17 protein-coding genes are annotated in these 18,812 nt (G+C 38.8%); 11 read left to right on the forward strand and 6 right to left on the reverse strand.

Features of this window, described 5'->3' with window-relative positions; genetic code table 11:
* Positions 1–187: 187 nt before the first annotated feature.
* Both R3F25_09955 and R3F25_09960 read left to right on the forward strand, forming a co-directional pair.
* On the forward strand, positions 188–679 hold the full coding sequence (locus R3F25_09955) for an FG-GAP repeat protein (protein MEZ5497128.1): 492 nt from the start codon (positions 188–190) through the stop codon (positions 677–679).
* 132 nt (positions 680–811) lie between these two features.
* Positions 812–1,261 carry a hypothetical protein gene (locus R3F25_09960; protein MEZ5497129.1) on the forward strand — a complete coding sequence of 150 codons (450 nt, stop codon included), beginning with the start codon at positions 812–814 and terminating at the stop codon, positions 1,259–1,261.
* Between the two features lie 259 nt (positions 1,262–1,520).
* Here the strand turns inward: R3F25_09960 and lpdA are convergent, their stop codons facing one another.
* Genes lpdA through R3F25_09975 form a run of 3 tightly spaced genes read right to left on the reverse strand, consistent with a single transcriptional unit; the run spans position 1,521 to position 6,982 of the window.
* The gene (gene lpdA / locus R3F25_09965) at positions 1,521–2,948 is read right to left on the reverse strand and encodes a dihydrolipoyl dehydrogenase (protein MEZ5497130.1); all 1,428 of its coding nucleotides are present in this window, start codon (positions 2,946–2,948) and stop codon (positions 1,521–1,523) included.
* A gap of 17 nt (positions 2,949–2,965) precedes the next feature.
* Entirely contained in the window at positions 2,966–4,129 is a 1,164-nt protein-coding gene (sucB, locus tag R3F25_09970) for a dihydrolipoyllysine-residue succinyltransferase (GenBank protein MEZ5497131.1), read from the reverse strand.
* 3 nt (positions 4,130–4,132) lie between these two features.
* Complete coding sequence (locus tag R3F25_09975) at positions 4,133–6,982, reverse strand: 2-oxoglutarate dehydrogenase E1 component (GenBank protein ID MEZ5497132.1); 2,850 nt, start codon at positions 6,980–6,982, stop codon at positions 4,133–4,135.
* A gap of 226 nt (positions 6,983–7,208) precedes the next feature.
* Between R3F25_09975 and R3F25_09980 the strand changes: the two genes are divergently transcribed.
* Positions 7,209–7,850, forward strand: a complete 642-nt coding sequence (locus tag R3F25_09980; protein MEZ5497133.1) for a lysoplasmalogenase — start codon at positions 7,209–7,211, stop codon at positions 7,848–7,850.
* On the opposite strand, the gene R3F25_09985 is transcribed toward R3F25_09980, so the two are convergent.
* Complete coding sequence (locus R3F25_09985; protein MEZ5497134.1) at positions 7,827–8,408, reverse strand: nucleoside triphosphate pyrophosphatase; 582 nt, start codon at positions 8,406–8,408, stop codon at positions 7,827–7,829. The genes R3F25_09980 and R3F25_09985 overlap by 24 nt on opposite strands.
* Positions 8,395–10,926, reverse strand: a complete 2,532-nt coding sequence (locus R3F25_09990; protein ID MEZ5497135.1) for a penicillin-binding protein 1A — start codon at positions 10,924–10,926, stop codon at positions 8,395–8,397. Before R3F25_09990 ends, R3F25_09985 begins: the two co-directional genes overlap by 14 nt.
* A 486-nt stretch (positions 10,927–11,412) precedes the next feature.
* Here R3F25_09990 and R3F25_09995 point away from each other — a divergent pair, with 486 nt between their 5' ends.
* The 5 genes from R3F25_09995 to R3F25_10015 all read left to right on the forward strand — a co-directional run bounded on the left by R3F25_09995 (position 11,413) and on the right by R3F25_10015 (position 16,200).
* Positions 11,413–11,811: a hypothetical protein gene (locus tag R3F25_09995; GenBank protein MEZ5497136.1), complete on the forward strand. Its 399-nt coding sequence runs from the start codon at positions 11,413–11,415 to the stop codon at positions 11,809–11,811.
* A gap of 68 nt (positions 11,812–11,879) precedes the next feature.
* Positions 11,880–13,271, forward strand: coding sequence for a replicative DNA helicase (dnaB, locus tag R3F25_10000; protein MEZ5497137.1), 1,392 nt, complete (start codon positions 11,880–11,882; stop codon positions 13,269–13,271).
* Positions 13,272–13,299: 28 nt separating this feature from the next.
* Complete coding sequence (alr, locus tag R3F25_10005) at positions 13,300–14,385, forward strand: alanine racemase (GenBank protein ID MEZ5497138.1); 1,086 nt, start codon at positions 13,300–13,302, stop codon at positions 14,383–14,385.
* A complete protein-coding gene (locus R3F25_10010) occupies positions 14,372–15,769 on the forward strand; it encodes an MFS transporter (GenBank protein ID MEZ5497139.1) in 1,398 nt (465 codons plus the stop codon). Before alr ends, R3F25_10010 begins: the two co-directional genes overlap by 14 nt.
* Positions 15,770–15,978: 209 nt before the next feature.
* Positions 15,979–16,200 (forward strand): hypothetical protein, encoded by a 222-nt coding sequence (locus R3F25_10015; GenBank protein ID MEZ5497140.1) that lies wholly within the window; start codon positions 15,979–15,981, stop codon positions 16,198–16,200.
* A gap of 208 nt (positions 16,201–16,408) precedes the next feature.
* On the opposite strand, the gene R3F25_10020 is transcribed toward R3F25_10015, so the two are convergent.
* The gene (locus R3F25_10020; protein ID MEZ5497141.1) at positions 16,409–16,660 is read right to left on the reverse strand and encodes a hypothetical protein; all 252 of its coding nucleotides are present in this window, start codon (positions 16,658–16,660) and stop codon (positions 16,409–16,411) included.
* A gap of 1 nt (position 16,661) precedes the next feature.
* On the opposite strand from R3F25_10020, the gene R3F25_10025 reads away from it, so the two are divergent.
* From R3F25_10025 to R3F25_10035, 3 genes are all read left to right on the forward strand, one after another.
* Entirely contained in the window at positions 16,662–17,393 is a 732-nt protein-coding gene (locus tag R3F25_10025) for a hypothetical protein (protein MEZ5497142.1), read from the forward strand.
* A gap of 21 nt (positions 17,394–17,414) precedes the next feature.
* On the forward strand, positions 17,415–17,891 hold the full coding sequence (locus R3F25_10030) for an NYN domain-containing protein (GenBank protein ID MEZ5497143.1): 477 nt from the start codon (positions 17,415–17,417) through the stop codon (positions 17,889–17,891).
* 146 nt (positions 17,892–18,037) lie between these two features.
* Positions 18,038–18,715: a hypothetical protein gene (locus R3F25_10035; protein ID MEZ5497144.1), complete on the forward strand. Its 678-nt coding sequence runs from the start codon at positions 18,038–18,040 to the stop codon at positions 18,713–18,715.
* Positions 18,716–18,812: the final 97 nt, after the last annotated feature.

Raw genomic sequence — 18,812 nt, forward strand, 5'->3', positions numbered from 1 at the left:
TTATCTGGAAAAGCAATAATTGGAGCTGATTACAATGATGAGTCATATGGCTCTGCTTATGTTTTGATGTATGATAGATAATCAATGGTTAAATACTCAAAAGTTAACTGCTAAAGGAGGTTGCATATGATTTTTGGTAATTCTGTAAGTTTATCAGGAAATAGAGCTTTAATTGGTGCATATTCTGATGATGATAGTGGAGGTTCTGCTTACATTTTTGAATATGATGGGCCAGATGGAGTCTTGCAAAAAGCTTGAAGTTAATAGTATTTTTTCTGATTTTGGATATTCTGTTAGCATATTGAATGATTGGGCCTTGATAGGTGCTCCAAAAGATACAAGCAACGGTCAAGGTAGAGGTGCAGCTTATTTATATAATTTTGATGGAAATCATTGGAATCAAATTCATCAATTAAGAGCATCTGATGGAGAATCAAGTGATCAATTTGGAGATGCAGTAAGCTTATCAGAAAATTGGGCATTAGTTGGAAATCCTGCAGATAATTATAATGGATCATATTCTGGGTCAGTTTATGTTTTTAGTTTTGATACCAATAATTGGACTCAGGAACAAAAACTTATTGGATTCGATATTGTTTCAGGCGATTCATTTGGATCGGTTAGTCAAGATGATATGATGGTTCGTCTTCCGGTTCAGCTTATGATGATGATTTTGTAGCGAATCAGGGTCAATCCTAAATATTAACAATCAGATGACGGAAGCAATTTTGGAAATCTGTATCAGAATGCTGATAGAATTCTAATAGGGGCTTTTAATGATATTAGACCTGGTATCTCGGGATCGGCATATATATTTGATTATGATGGAAATAATTGGAGTGAAACTCAAAAATTAACAGCAATGGAAGATGGTGGGATATTAAGTCTAGATTTCGGTTATACAGTAAGTTTAAATGAAGGAAGAGCTGTAATTGGAGCATTTACTTATACCGATGAAGACTATACCTATTTGGGTTTAGCATATGTTTTTGACAGAGTTGGAAACGATTGGCTTCAAACTCGTACATTATCAACTGAGTATGAATCTTTATTCGCAATTCCCGGTGTGCATGGGGGGGGAGGGATCAGTTTATCTCAGGATCGATTGGTAATAGGTGTGCCATTATCTAATGAGTATGGAACAGGTTCGGGTTCTGCCTATGTCTATTATGTGGGTGACGATTTAATATTTACTAATAGTTTTGAAGAAATTGATGACCTCATCTTCCAAAACGGTTTTGAAGAAATCGTACCAAAGTAGATTTTAGAATTAGTCGAGTTTTCTTGATTACCCAATCAAGTTGGGTAATGATATTAGTTTTTAAATCTGAGATTCTTCGGCTCGTTTCACTCGCTCAGAATGACAGTTTTTTCGCTGTGGTCGCAGTGTCGCTGTGCGAGGTTTTAGATTTAAAAAGGGTCAGACCGCTGGTGTCAGACCCTTTTAACACACCCCTGAATCCCCTCTCAAGAGGGGACGATTTGAGTTTTGAATCTCCTCTCGAGAGGGGATTTGTTCATCAATTCATCTTATGAATCGCTCTTTTATCAACACTGAGAGCGGCTTCGTGGACGGCTTCGGAGAGTGTTGGGTGAGCATGGATGATTCTTGCCAGATCTTCAGCACAGCCCTGGAATTCCATGGTGACAACACATTCTGCAATCAGTTCGGAGGCATTAGCACCAACGATATGAGCACCGAGTAGGGTATCGGTTTCTTTATCAGCAATCAGTTTGACCATTCCTTCAGGTTGGTTCATGGCTACAGCACGACCGATGGCTGCGAAAGGGAAAGTTCCGACATTGTATTGGACGCCTTCTTCTTTGAGTTGTTCTTCAGTTTTACCAACCCAGGCGATTTCCGGTTCGGTGTAAATCACCCAGGGAACCGTATTGAAGTCAATGTGTCCGTGTTGTCCGGCAATGCGTTCGGCAACGGCAATACCTTCCTCAGAGGCTTTGTGAGCCAGCATAGGTCCACGAACCGCATCACCGATCGCCCAGATGTTTGCAGCAGTCGTTTGGCTTAAATCATTGACCTGAATTTGTCCGCGATCGGTGAGTTCAACTCCACAGCCTTGAGCAAGCAGGTTCTCAGTATTGGCTTTTCTGCCAACAGCGACCAGAAGTTTATCGAATGTTTCGGTGTGTTTTTCACCATTTTTTTCGTAAACCACTTCAACTTGGTTGTTTTTGACTTCAGCAGATTTTACAAATGTGCTGAGACGAATGTCCATTTTTTGTTTTTTGAATTCTCTGGCTGCAACTTTAGCAATGGCTTGGTCGGCTGCACCCAGCAGTTTATCCATGGCTTCAAAAATAACGATTTCTGAACCGAGTCTGCCCCATACACTTGCCATTTCCAGACCAATTACACCGGCACCGATGATTCCCAGTCTTTTTGGGGTTTCTTCGATATTCAATGCACCTTCGTTATCGACAATAAATTGATTATCGACATCAACATTAGGGATAGAAAAGGGTTTTGAACCGCTGGCAATAATGATATTTTTTGCAGAGACTGTTTTGACTTTATCGCCTTGAGTGAGTTTGACTTGATTGTCCGCAAGGATTGTACCTGTGGCGTGAACCGCTTGGACTTTATTCGCCTTAAACAATCCGGCAATACCACCGGTGAATTGCTTAACGATTTTGTCTTTGCGGTCAATCATGGTTTTGACATCTATTTGAGCATTTTCAAAAGTGATTCCGTGATTTTTGTAGTCATGTTGCATGTGTGCGAAGTTTTTACTGGAATCCAATAAGGCTTTTGAGGGAATACAGCCTACATTGAGACAAGTTCCGCCCAAAGCCGGTTTTCCGTCTTTTCCGATGTTGTTATCGACACATAACGTACTCATTCCTAATTGAGCAGCTCGAATAGCAGCCACATATCCGCCGGGACCACCACCAATAACTACGACATCATATTGTTCTTGTTCTGACATTTTCTTCTCCTTTTAACTTACAGATTGAGTAACATACGCGCCGGATCTTCCAGAGCTTCTTTAACAGCAACCAGGAATTGAACCGCATCTTTGCCGTCAATAATTCGGTGATCATAAGTCAATGCTAGATACATCATCGGACGAGCAACAATTTCACCATCAACAACAACAGGACGTTGTTTAATTGTGTGCATACCTAAGATTGCACTTTGCGGAGTGTTGAGAATCGGTGTAGACATCAATGATCCAAAAGTTCCGCCATTAGTGATTGTGAATGTTCCTCCTTGAAGGTCTTCCATTGCTAACTTACCATCTTTGGCAGCAATAGCAAAATCGCGAATTCCGCCGTCAATATCAGCCAGGGACATGGATGCGGCATTTTTCAAAACAGGAACAACAAGTCCTCTTGGAGAAGCAACAGCAATTCCGATGTTGTGCATTTTGTGGTAAATGATGTCCGTACCTTCAGTTGAGGCATTGATGATTGGGAATTTCTTCAATGATTCTGTCACTGCTTTGACAAAGAATGACATTAAGCCCAACTTAACACCGTGTTTGGCGATAAATTCTTCTTTGTATTTGGAACGAATATCCATCACTGCTTGTAAATCGACTTCATTAAAAGAAGTCAGCATTGCTGCTGTGGACTGAGCATCGACCATGCGTTGAGCAATTTTCTGGCGCAAACGACTCATTGGAACTCTTTCTTCCGTTGGAGTGTTGGCTACAGCAACAGCATCCGGTTTGGTGATACGACCACCACGACCTGTTCCTTTCACTTGCGAAGCATCAATGTCATTTTCTGCCATGATTTTTCGAGCTGATGGACTTGCACCTGTGGTATTTGTTGATTGTGGTGCAGGAGCAGCAGCCGGAGGAGGTGTTGCCGGTTTTGCCAGAGTTTGAGGAGCTTCAGTTTTTTCCTCTGTTGCTGTCGGTGCTTCACCTTCTTCAAAAATAGCTAAGACTTCATCTGAGCCAACAGTTTCGCCCTCCGGTTTGATAATTTCTTTGATATAGCCGTCAACCGGTGCCGGGACTTCCAACACAACTTTATCGGTTTCCAAGTCAACCATGTTGTCATCTCTGGCAACAAAGTCCCCAACTTTTTTATGCCAGCTTGCTACTGTTGCATCGGTTACAGATTCCGGTAATACAGGAACTTTAACTTCAATACTCATTTGTTACTCCGCGTCAATGTTTGAGCCACGTTCGCCGTTGATGGCTTCGTGAACTAATTGGTTTTGTTGTTTGATGTGTGCATAGGATGAACCAACTGCCGGAGATGGTGATTGATGTCTGCCGGCAAAATGCAGGAATTTATTTCCATGCTGGTGATTTTTTATGCAATATTTCAGGTGATGTCTGATTTGATACCATGCACCTTGGTTAATCGGTTCTTCCTGACACCAGATAAATACTTTACAGTTAGCGTATTTATCCAGATTTTCTATCAGTAATTTTCTTGGGAACGGATAAAGTTGTTCCACGCGAATCACTGCTACTTTTTCATTCGGGTTGCTTTCCAGTTCGTTGATGATGTCGAAATAAACTTTTCCTGAACACAAAATCACTCTTTCAGTTTTTTCATCTTGAACTCGACGGTCAGGAATGACATTCTGGAATTCGCCGTTTGTTAATTGTTCAATGGTTGAGGTTGAGCCTTTGTAACGCAATAAACTCTTTGGTGTCATCACAATCAACGGCTTACGAACTTTTCTCAACATTTGGCGACGCAACATGTGGAACATCTGTGCCGGTGTTGATGGCATACAGACTTGCATGTTATTCACTGCACATAATTGCAAATAGCGTTCCAATCGAGCAGAGGAGTGTTCCGGTCCCTGACCTTCAAAACCGTGTGGTAAAAACATCACCAAACCACTCATTCTTCCCCATTTGGCTTCGCCAGATGAGATAAACTGGTCAATCACCACTTGTGCACCATTGGCAAAATCACCGAATTGAGCTTCCCAGATAATCAAAGCATTGGGTTCGCTGGTTGCGTAACCATATTCAAAAGCCAACACAGCTTCTTCAGATAATACTGAATTGATTACTGAAATACGAGCTTTGCCGTTTTCCAATTGTTTGAGTGGTGTGTAGTTTTCATCCTGAGTGACATTGTGAATCACCGCATGTCTGTGGAAGAATGTTCCGCGTTGGGAATCCTGACCATCAATACGAATTTGATAACCGTCTTTCAATAAACTGGCATAAGCCATTGTTTCAGCAAACCCCCAATCCATTTTGAGCTCGCCATTCATCATTTTAACTCTGTCCTGATAAATTTTGCTAATACGATTATGGGGTTTGAAATTTTCAGGAAGAGTTGTAATTGTTTTCGATAATGAATCAAAAGTTTCTTGTGAAATACTGGTATCGACTTTCTCTTTAATATCACCATCTATATGCGGAGACCAATCCACTTGTAATTCGTCTTTATGAGACTCTTTGCTCAACTCAACAACTTCACGACCCTCATCCAAAGCATCACGATAACCCTCAATCAGCATATCAACGTGTTCATGATAAACAACTTCCTCAGCAATCAATTTATCTGCATAAATTTGACGAGGTGTTGGGTGAGACTTTATGAGTTTGTACATGTGAGGCTGAGTGGCTGAAGGCTCATCTGCTTCATTGTGACCATGACGACGGTAGCAAACCAAATCAATCACCACATCTTTCCGGAACTCTTTGCGGAAATCAGCAGCCAAAGTTGTGATAAAAGCAACAGCTTCGGGGTCATCACCATTCACATGGAAAATAGGTGCCTGAACCATTTTTGCTACTTCCGTGCAATATCCGGGCATCGTTTGATCCAAAGCGTGTGTGGTTGTGAAACCAATTTGGTTGTTGATAACAATATGTAGCGTTCCACCAACAAAATAGCCTTCTTCCTGAGACATGTTGAACAATTCCATGTTGACACCTTGACCTTCGATAGCTGCATCACCATGGATCAAAACAGGGAAAACATGCTCGCCATGCGAATCATTATCCCGCCTGAATTGTCGTGCTTTGGCAGAACCTAAAACAACCGGATTGATAATTTCCAGATGTGATGGATTGAATGCTAATGCCACATGAACATCACCGTTTGGTGTTGGTATATCTGAAGAAAACCCCATGTGATACTTTACATCACCGGAATTGATGTGATCGTACTCTTTATCGGACTTGCCTTCAAATTCCTTAAATAATTCGCTTGCAGATTTTCCAAGCAAGTTGACCAATACATTCAAGCGACCACGATGAGCCATACCGATGACAACTTCCTTAATTCCTTGTGTGCCTAAGTGTAAAATCAATTCATAAAGTTGAGGAATTAATGCATCACCGCCTTCTAACGAAAATCTTTTCTGCCCAACATATTTGCTATGCAAATAACGCTCCATGCCTTCGGCTTTGGTCAGTTCTTCCAAAAGTCTGTGCTTCTGTGGTTCAGAAACCGGATATTTATCAGCAACAGTTTCCAGCCTTTGTTGCAACCAAATTCTTTGATTAATATCGGTGATGTGCATGTATTCACAACCGATATGATGAGTGTATGTTTTTTTCAGAAGTTCGATAATATCTTTCAGCTTCATCCGATCCGGAGCCACCAGTGAGCCTGTCGAAAATGTTGTTTCCAAATCACTTTCTGTCAGACCGTGAAAGTTGATATTCAAATCCATTGCATCCGGACGAGGGCGATATTTTATTGGATCAACATCAGCTTGTTTATGACCGGTCACTCGGTAAGAGTTGATCAGACGTAATACAGCAGCTTCTTTTTTCATCATTTCCGCTGAGCTGCCTGCTGGTTCAGCATAAGACGGATATTGAGCCGCTGCTTCAAATTTCTCAATAATCGGCAGATGTCGAACGTCTTGTGCTGAATTGTCTGTTATTTCATCAAATAAAGCCCGCAATTCATCAGAAACACTATTTCTGTCGACCAGATAATCATCATAAAACGATTCCAGCCAACTGGAATTGGTGCCAAAAAAAGGAGAAGATTTTTGTTGTGATTTAATCCAGGATGTCAATGTACTAATCTTGTAATCAAGCCATTAAAAAAGAGTGCCGTATTATACCTGATTTAGTTTGGTGATTAGTAACAATTAAGGCTATTCGCATAAAAATAGATGGTGTTTTTTGAAAAAAAGGAATGTACATGATTCTGTGACTAAAAATTGATTAAAATCGTAGTGCAGCACATTTTGTAATGGTAATTGAATTATAATTCTTCCAGTTCCAATTCAATAAAACTCTATGGCTATATATATTTTTCCGGTTTTGTGTCTGCTTGCATGCGGAATTTCAATTAGAAGTGAAGTCAATAACCAAGCTAATTTAATGTTAATGTTCAAATTCATCGCCAGTTTGGCATTTGTTGGCTTGGCATTGTATCTTGCAGCATTTAATTCCGACTATGGAAAATGGTTGTTTATAGGTTTGATTTTTTCCTTATTTGGAGACGTGCTATTGGGTCTAAAGGGCAAAAAGTTGTGGTTTCTTTTAGGAATTGGTGCTTTTTTGCTGGCTCATGTATTTTATGCAATAGCATTTTATCGAACTGGTTTTACATCAAGTCGATTAGCTTTGATATCGCCAATTCTAGTTGCATTTTTAATTTTGGTATTGATATGGCTGAAAAATCATTTGGCAGGAGTTTTCAAAATAGCCGTTCCAATGTACTTGCTGGCTATTGGAGCGATGCTATTGTTCGCTTGGAGTGGTGGAGAAATCAATTACTGGATTGTTTCCGGAGCGACTTTATTTGCAATTTCAGACTTATTTGTCGCTCGCAATCGTTTTGTTAAAGCAGAAAGCATCAATCGAATTATAGGATTGCCAATTTATTATATCGCACAACTAATGCTGGCGTATTCAATTAGCGAAATTGCTGTTTAGAATTTGACAGAGCTTAATCAAAGGCAAGCCAATAAGTGCAGTAGGATCTGTGTTTTTAATTTTTTTGAACAGGCAGATTCCCAGAGATTCGGCTTTGAAACTGCCGGCACAGTCGTAGGGTTTGTCTTTGTGTAAGTATTGCGTAATTTGTTGGTCTGCTAATTCGCGAAAATAAACTGTTGTTGTGTCGCAGTGAGTCATCATTTTTTCAGATTCTTGATGTAAAACACATAAACCGGTATAAAACTTTACTTTTTGACCTGAAGAGTCCTTGAGTTGTTTAAATGCGTTATCAAAATTACCGGGTTTTCCGAGAATTTTACCATTCAGACTACAAATTTGGTCACTGGCAATAATTATCGAATCCGGATTGGTTTTAGCAACTTCCTTAGCTTTTTTGATCGACAATTCGACAGCGTTTTTCTTTGGCGAAATATTGGGGTCTGTATTTTCATCAATATTTGGTGAAACACAATCAAATTGAATATCTAACCGCTCAAGAAGCTGTTTTCGGTATTTTGAGGATGAAGCCAGTATGATTTTTTTAGAATAAATCATCCAGTAATTCGGCTTCTGTTTCAATATCAGTGGCTTGTATTTCCTCAGATTCTTCTTCAGGTAAATTTCCTGCAATAAAATACTCCGGTAATGTATTCGGATTATTTCTGCTTGCTAATTTACCTGTTTTTGGATTGATTTTACTGCGGATAATTCCAGCGGGAACCGGCCTGTTATATTCCGGAACTTGTTCCAATGCGGTTTGCATAAATTCAATCCAGATTGGTAATGCAGCACGTCCACCGGTTTCACCACGTCCCATTGGTTCGGGTGTATCGAATCCAACCCAGACGTTGGTCACGTTAATGCGTTGATATCCATTAAACCAGGCATCACGTTGCTCATTGGCTGTTCCAGTTTTGCCTGCCAAATCATTTCGACCCAAGGCTTTTGCTTTAGCGCCTGTACCACGATTGATGACATCTTTCATGAATGATTCGATAATGAACTGATTGGCAGCAGAAATCACACGAGGAGGGTAAATGATATGTTCTTCAAGAATATCTTCCTCCGATTCAGAACCTGACTGTGTTGTTTGAGATTCAGATTGAATAACAATATTATCAGTGTTTTCTGCTATTGTTTCAGCAATCTGTTGCTGTTTGAGTTTTCCTTCGCAATCGTCACAAAGCACTACTTTTTCATGTTGATACAGTACCTCACCTTCTTGATTGGTAATAGTTTCAATCAGGTAAGGATCAATTAAGTAACCACCGTTGGCAAACACCGAAAATGCTCTTGCCATATCAATTGGTGGAATGTTTGGACTGCCCAGAGAAATTGATAAGTCTCTGGGAATAGCTTCCGGTTCAAAACCAAATTTAAGCATGTGGTTTCTGCCGGTATTGATACCAATTCGATCGAGAACTCGAATTGAGACCAAATTTCTGGAGTGAACAATTCCTTCTCTTAAACGGGTTGGTCCAAAGAATTTTTCACTATAATTTTGCGGTCTCCATGCTTTTTCCAGTTTGCTGTCATCAAAAACGATTGGAGCATCGTTGATAAGAGTAGAAGCAGTCAATCCAGCCTCAATTGCTCCTGAGTAGAGAATGGGTTTGAAACCCGAACCCGGTTGTCTTTTTGCCTGAGTGACTCGATTGAATTTGCTTAAGTTGTATGCAAAACCACCAATCAAGGAATTAACAGCACCATTATCGGGATTTAATGAAATTAAAGCTCCTTGCACTCTTGGAATTTGCGTCAGTACAAATTGACCTAAGTTATCGCGCTTGACCATAATGACATCACCAATTTTTACAATATCATGCATGGTTTTGGGTCGATTACCGACACGTTCATTATCAATATACGGAGCTGCCCAGTTTGATGTTTCAAAACTAATAACTGCATCCTGACCATCAATCAATCGGACGATGGCTGATTGTTCCTCAACAAAAGTGACTATACTTGATTGTAAGCCTGCAGCATCCGGAAGTTTTTCGATGTATTCAATGGCTTGTTGAAGTTTTTCCTGAGATATGACATTGTCAACTTGATGAACTTCCATATCATTATTTGTTTCTTCAAGAATATCGAAGTGTTTCAAAGGGCCTCTGAATCCATGTCTTTTATCATAAGATTGCAAACCGTTTTGAACTGCAATTTCAGCAGCTTGCTGGAGTTTGGAATCGACCGTAGTTGTCACAACAAAACCGTCGGAATAAGCACTGTCACCATATTTGTCCAGCATTTCTGCACGCACCATTTCTGCAATCCAAGGCGCGCTGAGCTCTATTGCAGGCTCATGAATTCTGGCATTATCCGGTTCGGCGACTGCTTGGTCATGTTCTGTTTGAGTGATGTAATTGAGCTCCAGCATCCGGCGCAAGATATAGTTTCTTCGCAACAATGCCCTTTCCGGACTGGTCACCGGATTAATCCGCGACGGCGCTTTTGGAGGAGCTGCCAGCATGGCACATTCCGCTAATGTAAGTTCATCTAATGTTTTTCCGTAATAGGTGTCTGCTGCAGCAACAATTCCGTAGGAACGATGCCCGAGGAAGTTTTTATTCAGATAAAGTTCCAGTATTTCATCTTTGCTAATGGTTTGTTCCAGTTTTATTGCTAGAAATATTTCTTTCAGTTTTCGGGTATAGGTCTGTTCCAATGATAGAAAAACATTTCTGGTGAGTTGCATGGTAATGGTTGAACCACCGGATTTTTTTTCTCCGGTAGTGACAACTTCCCAAACAGCTCTGAAAATTCCTTTAGGATCAATACCATAATGATCATAGAAATTAGCGTCTTCACCTGCAATATAAGCATTTATCAAATGTTTTGGAATTTTATCAATAGCTATCGGAGAACGCCTTTTGGAACCAAAAACCGCAATCAATTTACCGTCTTTAGACTGAATTCTCAAAGGAACCTGTAATTTATACTCTCTGATGGATTCCACAGATGGCAAATCCTTTTCCATTATTTTGTAGGTTACAAACAGTGTTGCAATTCCTAAAATAAAGAAAAAAATCCCCAATTTGGTAAAAAACCAAAATATTTTTAACAGTTTTCTCATGAAAATTCTAATTTCTGATTCGCTCCTTATTGTAGTAAAAAGCCCATTCAATTTATATGTAAATTCATTTGTTTTACATTATTTTATAATTCATTCTCAAGTTTTGAGAATCAGCACTCGTAAATTACACACTAACATTAAAACTGAGAAAGAAACATGAATTACCTAAATAAACAGATTTTATTTTTTATTAGCAGTTCACTTTTATTGCTAATACTCTTTGCTATTCCTTTATTTGTGACATTAAGCATGATTGTGTTTAGTTTAATATCCATTTCTGCTATATATTTTGTTCGTAACTATCAGTTAGACTATAAATATTTGATAAGTTTCATCTCACAACTGTTGATGCTTGTTTTTATCGTTGGCGTATTTATCTTGAGTCTATCTTTTGTTGCTGAAAGATTGAGTCAATTGTGAAAACCGAAGGTATTAAATTCTTTTTGGCTGATATAATGCCATTTATTGAATCTATATTTATGAGTTATCTTGCCAAAATTATCAATCATCAGAATTGCAAAGCCGACAAATAACCTTAGTGAAATAACCCGGATGTATATTGAGGGTTTGGGTTTTGAACTACTTGGAGAGTTTAATAATCATAATGGTTTTGACGGTAGGATGATTGGTCACAAAAATCATTGTTATCATCTTGAATTTACGTATCATCATGATTCACAATTATTGGAAAAACCACACCCTGATAATTTGTTGGTGTTTTATGTCGAAAACACAGAACAATGGGAAAATGTGTGCAATTCAATGAAATTAGCAGGTTTTATTAGAGTATCATCATTTAATCCTTACTGGGATGAAAAAGGTCAAACCTACAAAGACATCGACGGAAATCGAATTGTTATACAAAATTCTGAATGGTCGAAATAAAGATGTTGATTCTTTGAAATAGACAAATTCTTTTCAGCATTTCAGAGAAATTTAGTTACAATACCGCCATGGCTGATTTTCGTAAAGATAAAAACAAAAAAGTAAATAATCTCAAACTTCCTCCTCAATCCGATGATGCAGAACGCTCTGTTCTCGGCGGATTGATGCTGGTCAGTGACGCATGGGATAAAGTTGCAGATTTATTGTCGAGTGATGATTTTTATCGTCAGGATCACGCAATTATTTTCAAAGCGATTCATGCACTTAGCAGTGAAAACAAACCTTGTGATGTGGTGACAGTTGGTGAGTGGTTGGATTTACACCAACTGACGGAAGAAGCCGGAGGCAAAGATTATTTAATTGAAGTTGCCAGTAATGTTCCCGGCGCTGCCAACATCAAAGCCTATGCGGAAATTGTTAGGGAAAAATCAGTGATGCGGAAGTTGGTTCAAATTGGCAACGATTTGACCGAGAATGCATTTAACCCGGAAGGTAAAACCAGCGATGAATTGCTTGAAGAAGCTGAAAAAGAGGTCTTTGGTATTCGCGAGCAAACCTTAAAGTCAAAAAGTGGTTTGACTGATATTAAAACTTTGTTGAAGCAAACCATTGAAAACATACATGAAATGTCAGAATCAGATGGCGAAATGACTGGAATTCCTACCGGTTTCACCGATTTTGATAAAAAAACCAATGGCTTACAAAAATCTGACTTAGTGATTATTGCCGGTCGTCCGGCAATGGGTAAAACCTCTTTTGCTATGAATATTGTCGAAAGAGCGGCGATTAAACACAATAAAAAAGTTGCTGTTTTTAGTATGGAAATGTCATCGGTTCAATTGGCGATGAGGATTTTGTCGTCATTGTCACGAATTCCTTCGGGAAGATTAAGAGTTGGTGATTTAAAAGATGATGAATGGCCACGAATTGTTCAACAACAAATGCTGTTATCCGGTGCAGAACTGTTCATTGACGATACGCCGGCACTCTCACCGATGGAGGTTCGCGCTCGTTGCCGACGTCTGAAACGCACCCAAAAAGGTTTGGATTTAATCGTAATCGATTACCTGCAATTAATGCAAATCAAAGGCTCCGAAAATCGTGTGAATGAAATCTCAGAAATTTCACGATCTTTAAAAGCAATGGCAAAAGAGTTGGATGTGCCTGTAATTGCTTTGTCACAGTTGAATCGTTCGTTAGAACAACGTCCCAATAAGCGACCTGTGATGTCGGATTTGCGTGAATCCGGTGCGATTGAGCAAGATGCTGACTTGATTGTCTTTATTTATCGGGATGAGGTTTATCATGAAGACTCTCCGCATAAAGGCAAGGCGGAAATTATCATCGGCAAGCACAGACATGGTTCGACGGGTATGGTTCCATTGACATTCAGGGGCGAGTTCACACGTTTCGAGAATTTTGTCAACGATATTGGTATTGATGATGTTACCCATCACTAACGATAGTCTAAACAAGGATTAAATACACATGAGCAGGGGGACAACAGCAATCATCAATTTCGATAATCTGCGTCATAATTTTGATGTTCTCAGCGAAATGGCGCCCGGAAAGTTGGTTTTGGTGGTTAAAGCTGATGCCTATGGTCATGGACTTCAACAGATTGTCAAAGCACTGGATAAAGCGGAATGCTTTGGTGTGGCAACCATTGATGAAGCTCTTTTGGTTCGAAAAGTAAGAAAGAATGTCAGAATTTTGCTCTTGGAAGGTTATCTGGATGAAAATGAACTGAAAGTTGCAATTGAGAATCATTTTGACTGTGTGATTCATCAGCAACAGCAGATTGATTTATTGCAACAAATTGATTGCAAAGGAAAAAAATTAAATATCTGGTTAAAGTTTGATTCCGGTATGAACCGACTGGGATTTAGCGAAAAGGAATTTCAAGAAGCCATTCAATTAATGGAATCCCATGAGGCGGTTGATGAGTTGATTTTAATGAGTCATTTGGCATCGGCTAATCTGAGGCAAAGCAATTTTACTGAAATGCAAGCTGAGAAATTTCTTAAATTTCATACCAATCAGCAATTATCCTTATCGAACTCTTCCGCTTTATTGCATGGCAATCATTTAAAAGATGAATGGTGCAGAGTCGGGTTGGCCTTGTTTGGCGTCTCACCGATTGAGACAACCATGGCAGAGGATTACGATTTAAAGTCGGTAATGAGATTACAAACCAATGTCATTGCTGTTAAAGACATCAAATCCGGCGAGAGTATCGGTTATTCACAAACCTATATTGCCGAATTCGATATGAAAGTGGCAATCATCGGAATTGGTTATGGTGATGGATACCCGTGGTCGTTATCAAAATCAGCTTATGTTAAAATCAATAATCAAAAAGCTCCAATTGTCGGTCGTGTGTCTATGGATATGATGGCGATTGATATCAGTGAAATGAAAGATGTCAAAATTGGTGATTCGGTTTTGATTTGGGGTGATGAAGATACAGCTTCTTTACCGATTGAAATCGTCGCAGAAAATGCCAATACCATTCCTTATGTGCTACTATGTCAGATAACTTCGAGGGTGCATTATCAATATGTCAATCAATAATATTGCCAATTATTTCAAATCTCAGGTTAAAAAAGAGGAGTGGGCTCCATTAATCTGGTCGTTTTTGTACTTTTATTTCCTTCTTACCAGTTATTTTGTGGTTCGACCGATTCGCGAAACGATGGGTGTTACTGCCGGTGGGCGTGAAATCTATGATGTATTGTTTTCGGCAACATTCATTGTCATGCTGTTATTGCAACCTGTTTATGGAAAGATCGTTTCTAAATATTCGAGAAAGCAGTTCATTCCGATTATTTACGGTTTTTTCACCGTTCTGATGATTATATTTTGGGCGACATTTCAGAAATTTGGTACGGAAAATATCACATTGGCAAAAGTCTATTTTGTATTTGTCAGCGTGTTCAACTTGTTCGTTGTCTCTGTGTTTTGGAGTTTTATGGCCGATGTTTATAACAAGGAGCAGGGTAAAAGGCTATTCGGAGTGATTGCCGCCGGTGGCAGTACCGGAGGAATTAGTGGAGGAATTATCACCTCAGTTCTTGTGGAAAGAATAGGCACTATCAACATGATGCTGGTATCAGCCGGATTTTTGATTGTTTGTATTTTGATTGTGATTAAAATCCGAAAATACGCCAATGAATCAACTGTCAATAAAGAAGCTCCTTTGGGAGGAAGTCCGCTAGAAGGATTGAAATTAACATTTAGTTCTAAGCTATTGACTCAAATGGCAATTATGACAGTGATGGCAGTGTTGATTGGAGGAATTTTCTATACATTACAAGGTGAGTATATTCGTCAAAATTATGCTGATAAAGACACTCAGACTGCAATTTTTGCCAACGTAAATACGTTTACCAATATGCTGACATTGTTTTTTCAGTTGATATTAACGCCGTTTTTATTACAGAAAATTAAAATTCATAAAATCCTCGGTATTTATCCGACCATAATGATTTTCGCTTTCATTGTTTTTGGTGCGGTTCCTGTTTTACAAATTGTTTTGGCAGGAATTATATTGCAACGAAGCGGAGCCTATGGCTTGATGAAACCACCAACAGACTGGCTTTTCACCGGATTGGATAAAAATATCAAATACAAATTCAAGAATTTTATGGACACGGTAATATACCGTGGTGGTGATGTCTTTACTCAGCTTGTGTTTATTAATGCGGTTAGTTATTTCACTAAAAGTTTACGAGTTTTTGCAGTCTTTGGAGTAAGATTCAGTTTGATATGGCTTGTGAATGCAATCACAGTTGGACGTCTTGCACATCAGGCATTTTTGACACAATCAAATAGCAGCAATTTTAAAAGTAGTAAATATATAATGCATTGGGAAAATGTATTTCATGTATATTTATTCTCTAACTCTAATAATAACCAATCCAAAAGCTATGAAACGACTGTCACTTTTTGTTATTAATTTCAAATGTTAGTCTTTGCCGGAAGTACTGTGTTTACCGTAAATTCTACCGGTGATAGTCCGGATGCATCTGTGCTTAATGGCAATGTATGTAGATACAGGTTCAACCATTGGAGGACAACCGGAATGCACGCTCAGAGCAGCGATTCAAGAAAGCTAATAATACGACTGGATCATTAATCTGACTTTCAACATCACAAATGGATGTGATGGTCAATAATATCTGTACTATCAATATAAATACAGCAGACAAGTCGGCACTTCCTGATATCACTTCACAAGTGTATATTGATGGTTTAACTCAACCTGGAAATAGTTCACTATGCAATCTAGGATATTCCTTAAACTCGTTCAGCAACTATCATGTCGTTATTCAAGGCGATGGTGTAGATATTGCATCGCTGCGGTTTGAAACTGGCAACTGGTTCTAGATGGTTCTGTCGATTAAAGGATTGAATATCGAAGTTTTTAATAATCTTGCAATTATACAACAGTAGCAATAATACGATTGAATCCAGTGTAACTTTATCGGAACAGACGAAACTGGAATGCAAGTTAGCTGGTTAAATAATAATTGGGCCAATGGAATTTATGTTTTGGGTTGTACAGCCACAATATAATATGGAGGAACATCAGCAATCAAGGAAATTTAATTTCCGGTACATTATGCAAATGGATGGTATTCTGTTTTATGGAGGTGATTTTCCAGCGTGTAATCCGGCGTAATTTAACGAAACCACACTCGAATTCTATTGTTGGAAATTTTATAGGAACTTTTAAAGATGGAGTTTCTGATGGAGGTAATTTTGCATCAGGCATCGCTTTTTTAGGCGAATCAGCCGGTAATAGCTGAATCGGAGATATCAACGGAAACAATACCATTAGTCCCAATGTGATTTCAGCAAATGCAACAGGTATTCGTATATATCTCTCTGATAATAATGAAGTTCTGGGTAATTTTATCGGAACCGATTTAACGGGAACTGTAAGATTGGGAAATACAAATAGTGGAATCATCATTGAACATGGTTCAGCAAACAGGGTTGGAGATGCCGATTCGGCATCATACATAAATACCATAGCTTATAATGATAATGGAGTGATGCTGACAGGGGCATTAGCAGCAAACAATATTATCGAAAGAAACAGCATGTATGGAAACAGGAATCTGGCCATTGAAATCATTCGTGATGGTTCAACCAATAATGACGGACAAAACCCTAACGATACCGATGATGCGGATTCAGGTGCCAATTTGTTGATGAATACAGCTGAAATTCTTGATTATCAGACATCCTATGATGAATTTTTGATGACCTATATTTTGGAAATATCTGCCTCCATTGATGCCAGTGATACCAATGCAGCCTATCCATTGTGGATAACATTTTATTCGACGGATGTCAGCGAATCCATGCAAGGGCGAAAATATCTTGGTGGTGAGGCGATAATGACTCCAGCAGCCACTCACAATCTTTTATATTTTTACCAAACCAGTGATTACGACGATGGAATGTATGTAGCCATGACTGTTACCGACGCCAATGGTAACACCTCAGAAATGTCGCAACCAGTAACAATAGGTGAATTTGATTTGATATTTGCAAACGGATTTGATTATTAGACTAATTTTCTGTAATCGTTGATGGAAAAGGTTGTTTTATTTGTTGATGTTCAGAATGTGTATTACACAACGAAGCAGGCTTTTGGTAGAAACTTTGATTATAACAAATTCTGGCAACAGGCAACCTCAAATCGTCAAGTCGTTAAAGCCATTGCCTATGCGATTAATCGCGGTGATGCAAAACAAAAAGAATTTCAGAACATACTTCGCGCCATCGGCTTTGAAGTCAAACTCAAACCCTTTATCCAACGATCCGATGGAACTGCTAAAGGCGACTGGGATGTCGGCATCACCATAGATGCGCTGGAATACTCAAAAGATGCTGATGTTGTGATTTTGGTTTCTGGAGACGGTGATTTTGATTTGTTAGTCAATAAACTCAAACTTGATAACGACAAACGAGTTGAAGTTTATGGAGTTGAAAGTTTGACGGCCTTGTCACTTGTTAATGCTGCTAGCGAGTTTGTTTCAATTGATGGTGCGTTACTTTTGAAATAATATTTAAATGGTTCAATTGTTATTTTAGTATTCAATGTACATTGCAGAGCTAACTTGCTATTATTGAATATTCTGGTACATCTTGTATTCTATGTTTTTCTTGTTAAAGTAGTCAGTTCAAATTAGTTAAAAACTGTCTTTGATAAATGTCCCCAATTTTTTCGGTATTTGATTTAGTCATATTAGCTTGTATCGCCCAAGGACTAATTACGAGTATCTTATTGTTAAAATCCAAGCATGCTAATTTAAGCAATATTTTGCTCGGGCTTGCCCTGATTCTTCTTTGCATAGTCAGTTTTCGTATCATTTTCCATAATGTTGGCTTATCCAATTTTCCTCATATTAGATATATTCCTTTGGGTTGGGAGCTATTTGTTCCCCCTTTTTTTTATCTTTATATCAGGTCTCTTACTGAAGCCGGGTTTAAGTGGCAAAATAGCTCTCTGGTTCATTTCATCCTTCCTGGAGTTTACTTGGTTTATAACTTGTTCATCTATTTTATTTCATTCCAGATTGAGACTATCAATGAACAGAGCCAGCTTGTTGCCACTTTTTATTATCATCAGGTCAATGAAATAGAGGATTACCTGATAATCCTATCAAGTATTGCTTATGCATTTTTAGGATTGAAGGTCATTTTACGATTCAGAACCAAAACCAATAAATTGAAACTCAAACAGGTTGAAATGATTTTCCAATGGTTGAAAACAGTTATTATTGCTATGGGGTTGGCGGCACTTTTTCTTACAATCAACGAAATCATTGATTTGACTATTGAAAACCCCGTACAGGGTTTTAATCATTGGAAAATTTTCAGTCTCTAGCTAGCTGCTTCAATTTATTATATTGGTATTAAAGGTTATAAACTGGATACATCGTCGATTCGCATTGATGCGGTTAAATCGAAATTGCAGGAATCGG

The organism is Gammaproteobacteria bacterium, from assembly GCA_041395445.1.
Lineage (GTDB): Bacteria > Pseudomonadota > Gammaproteobacteria > Xanthomonadales > Marinicellaceae > NORP309.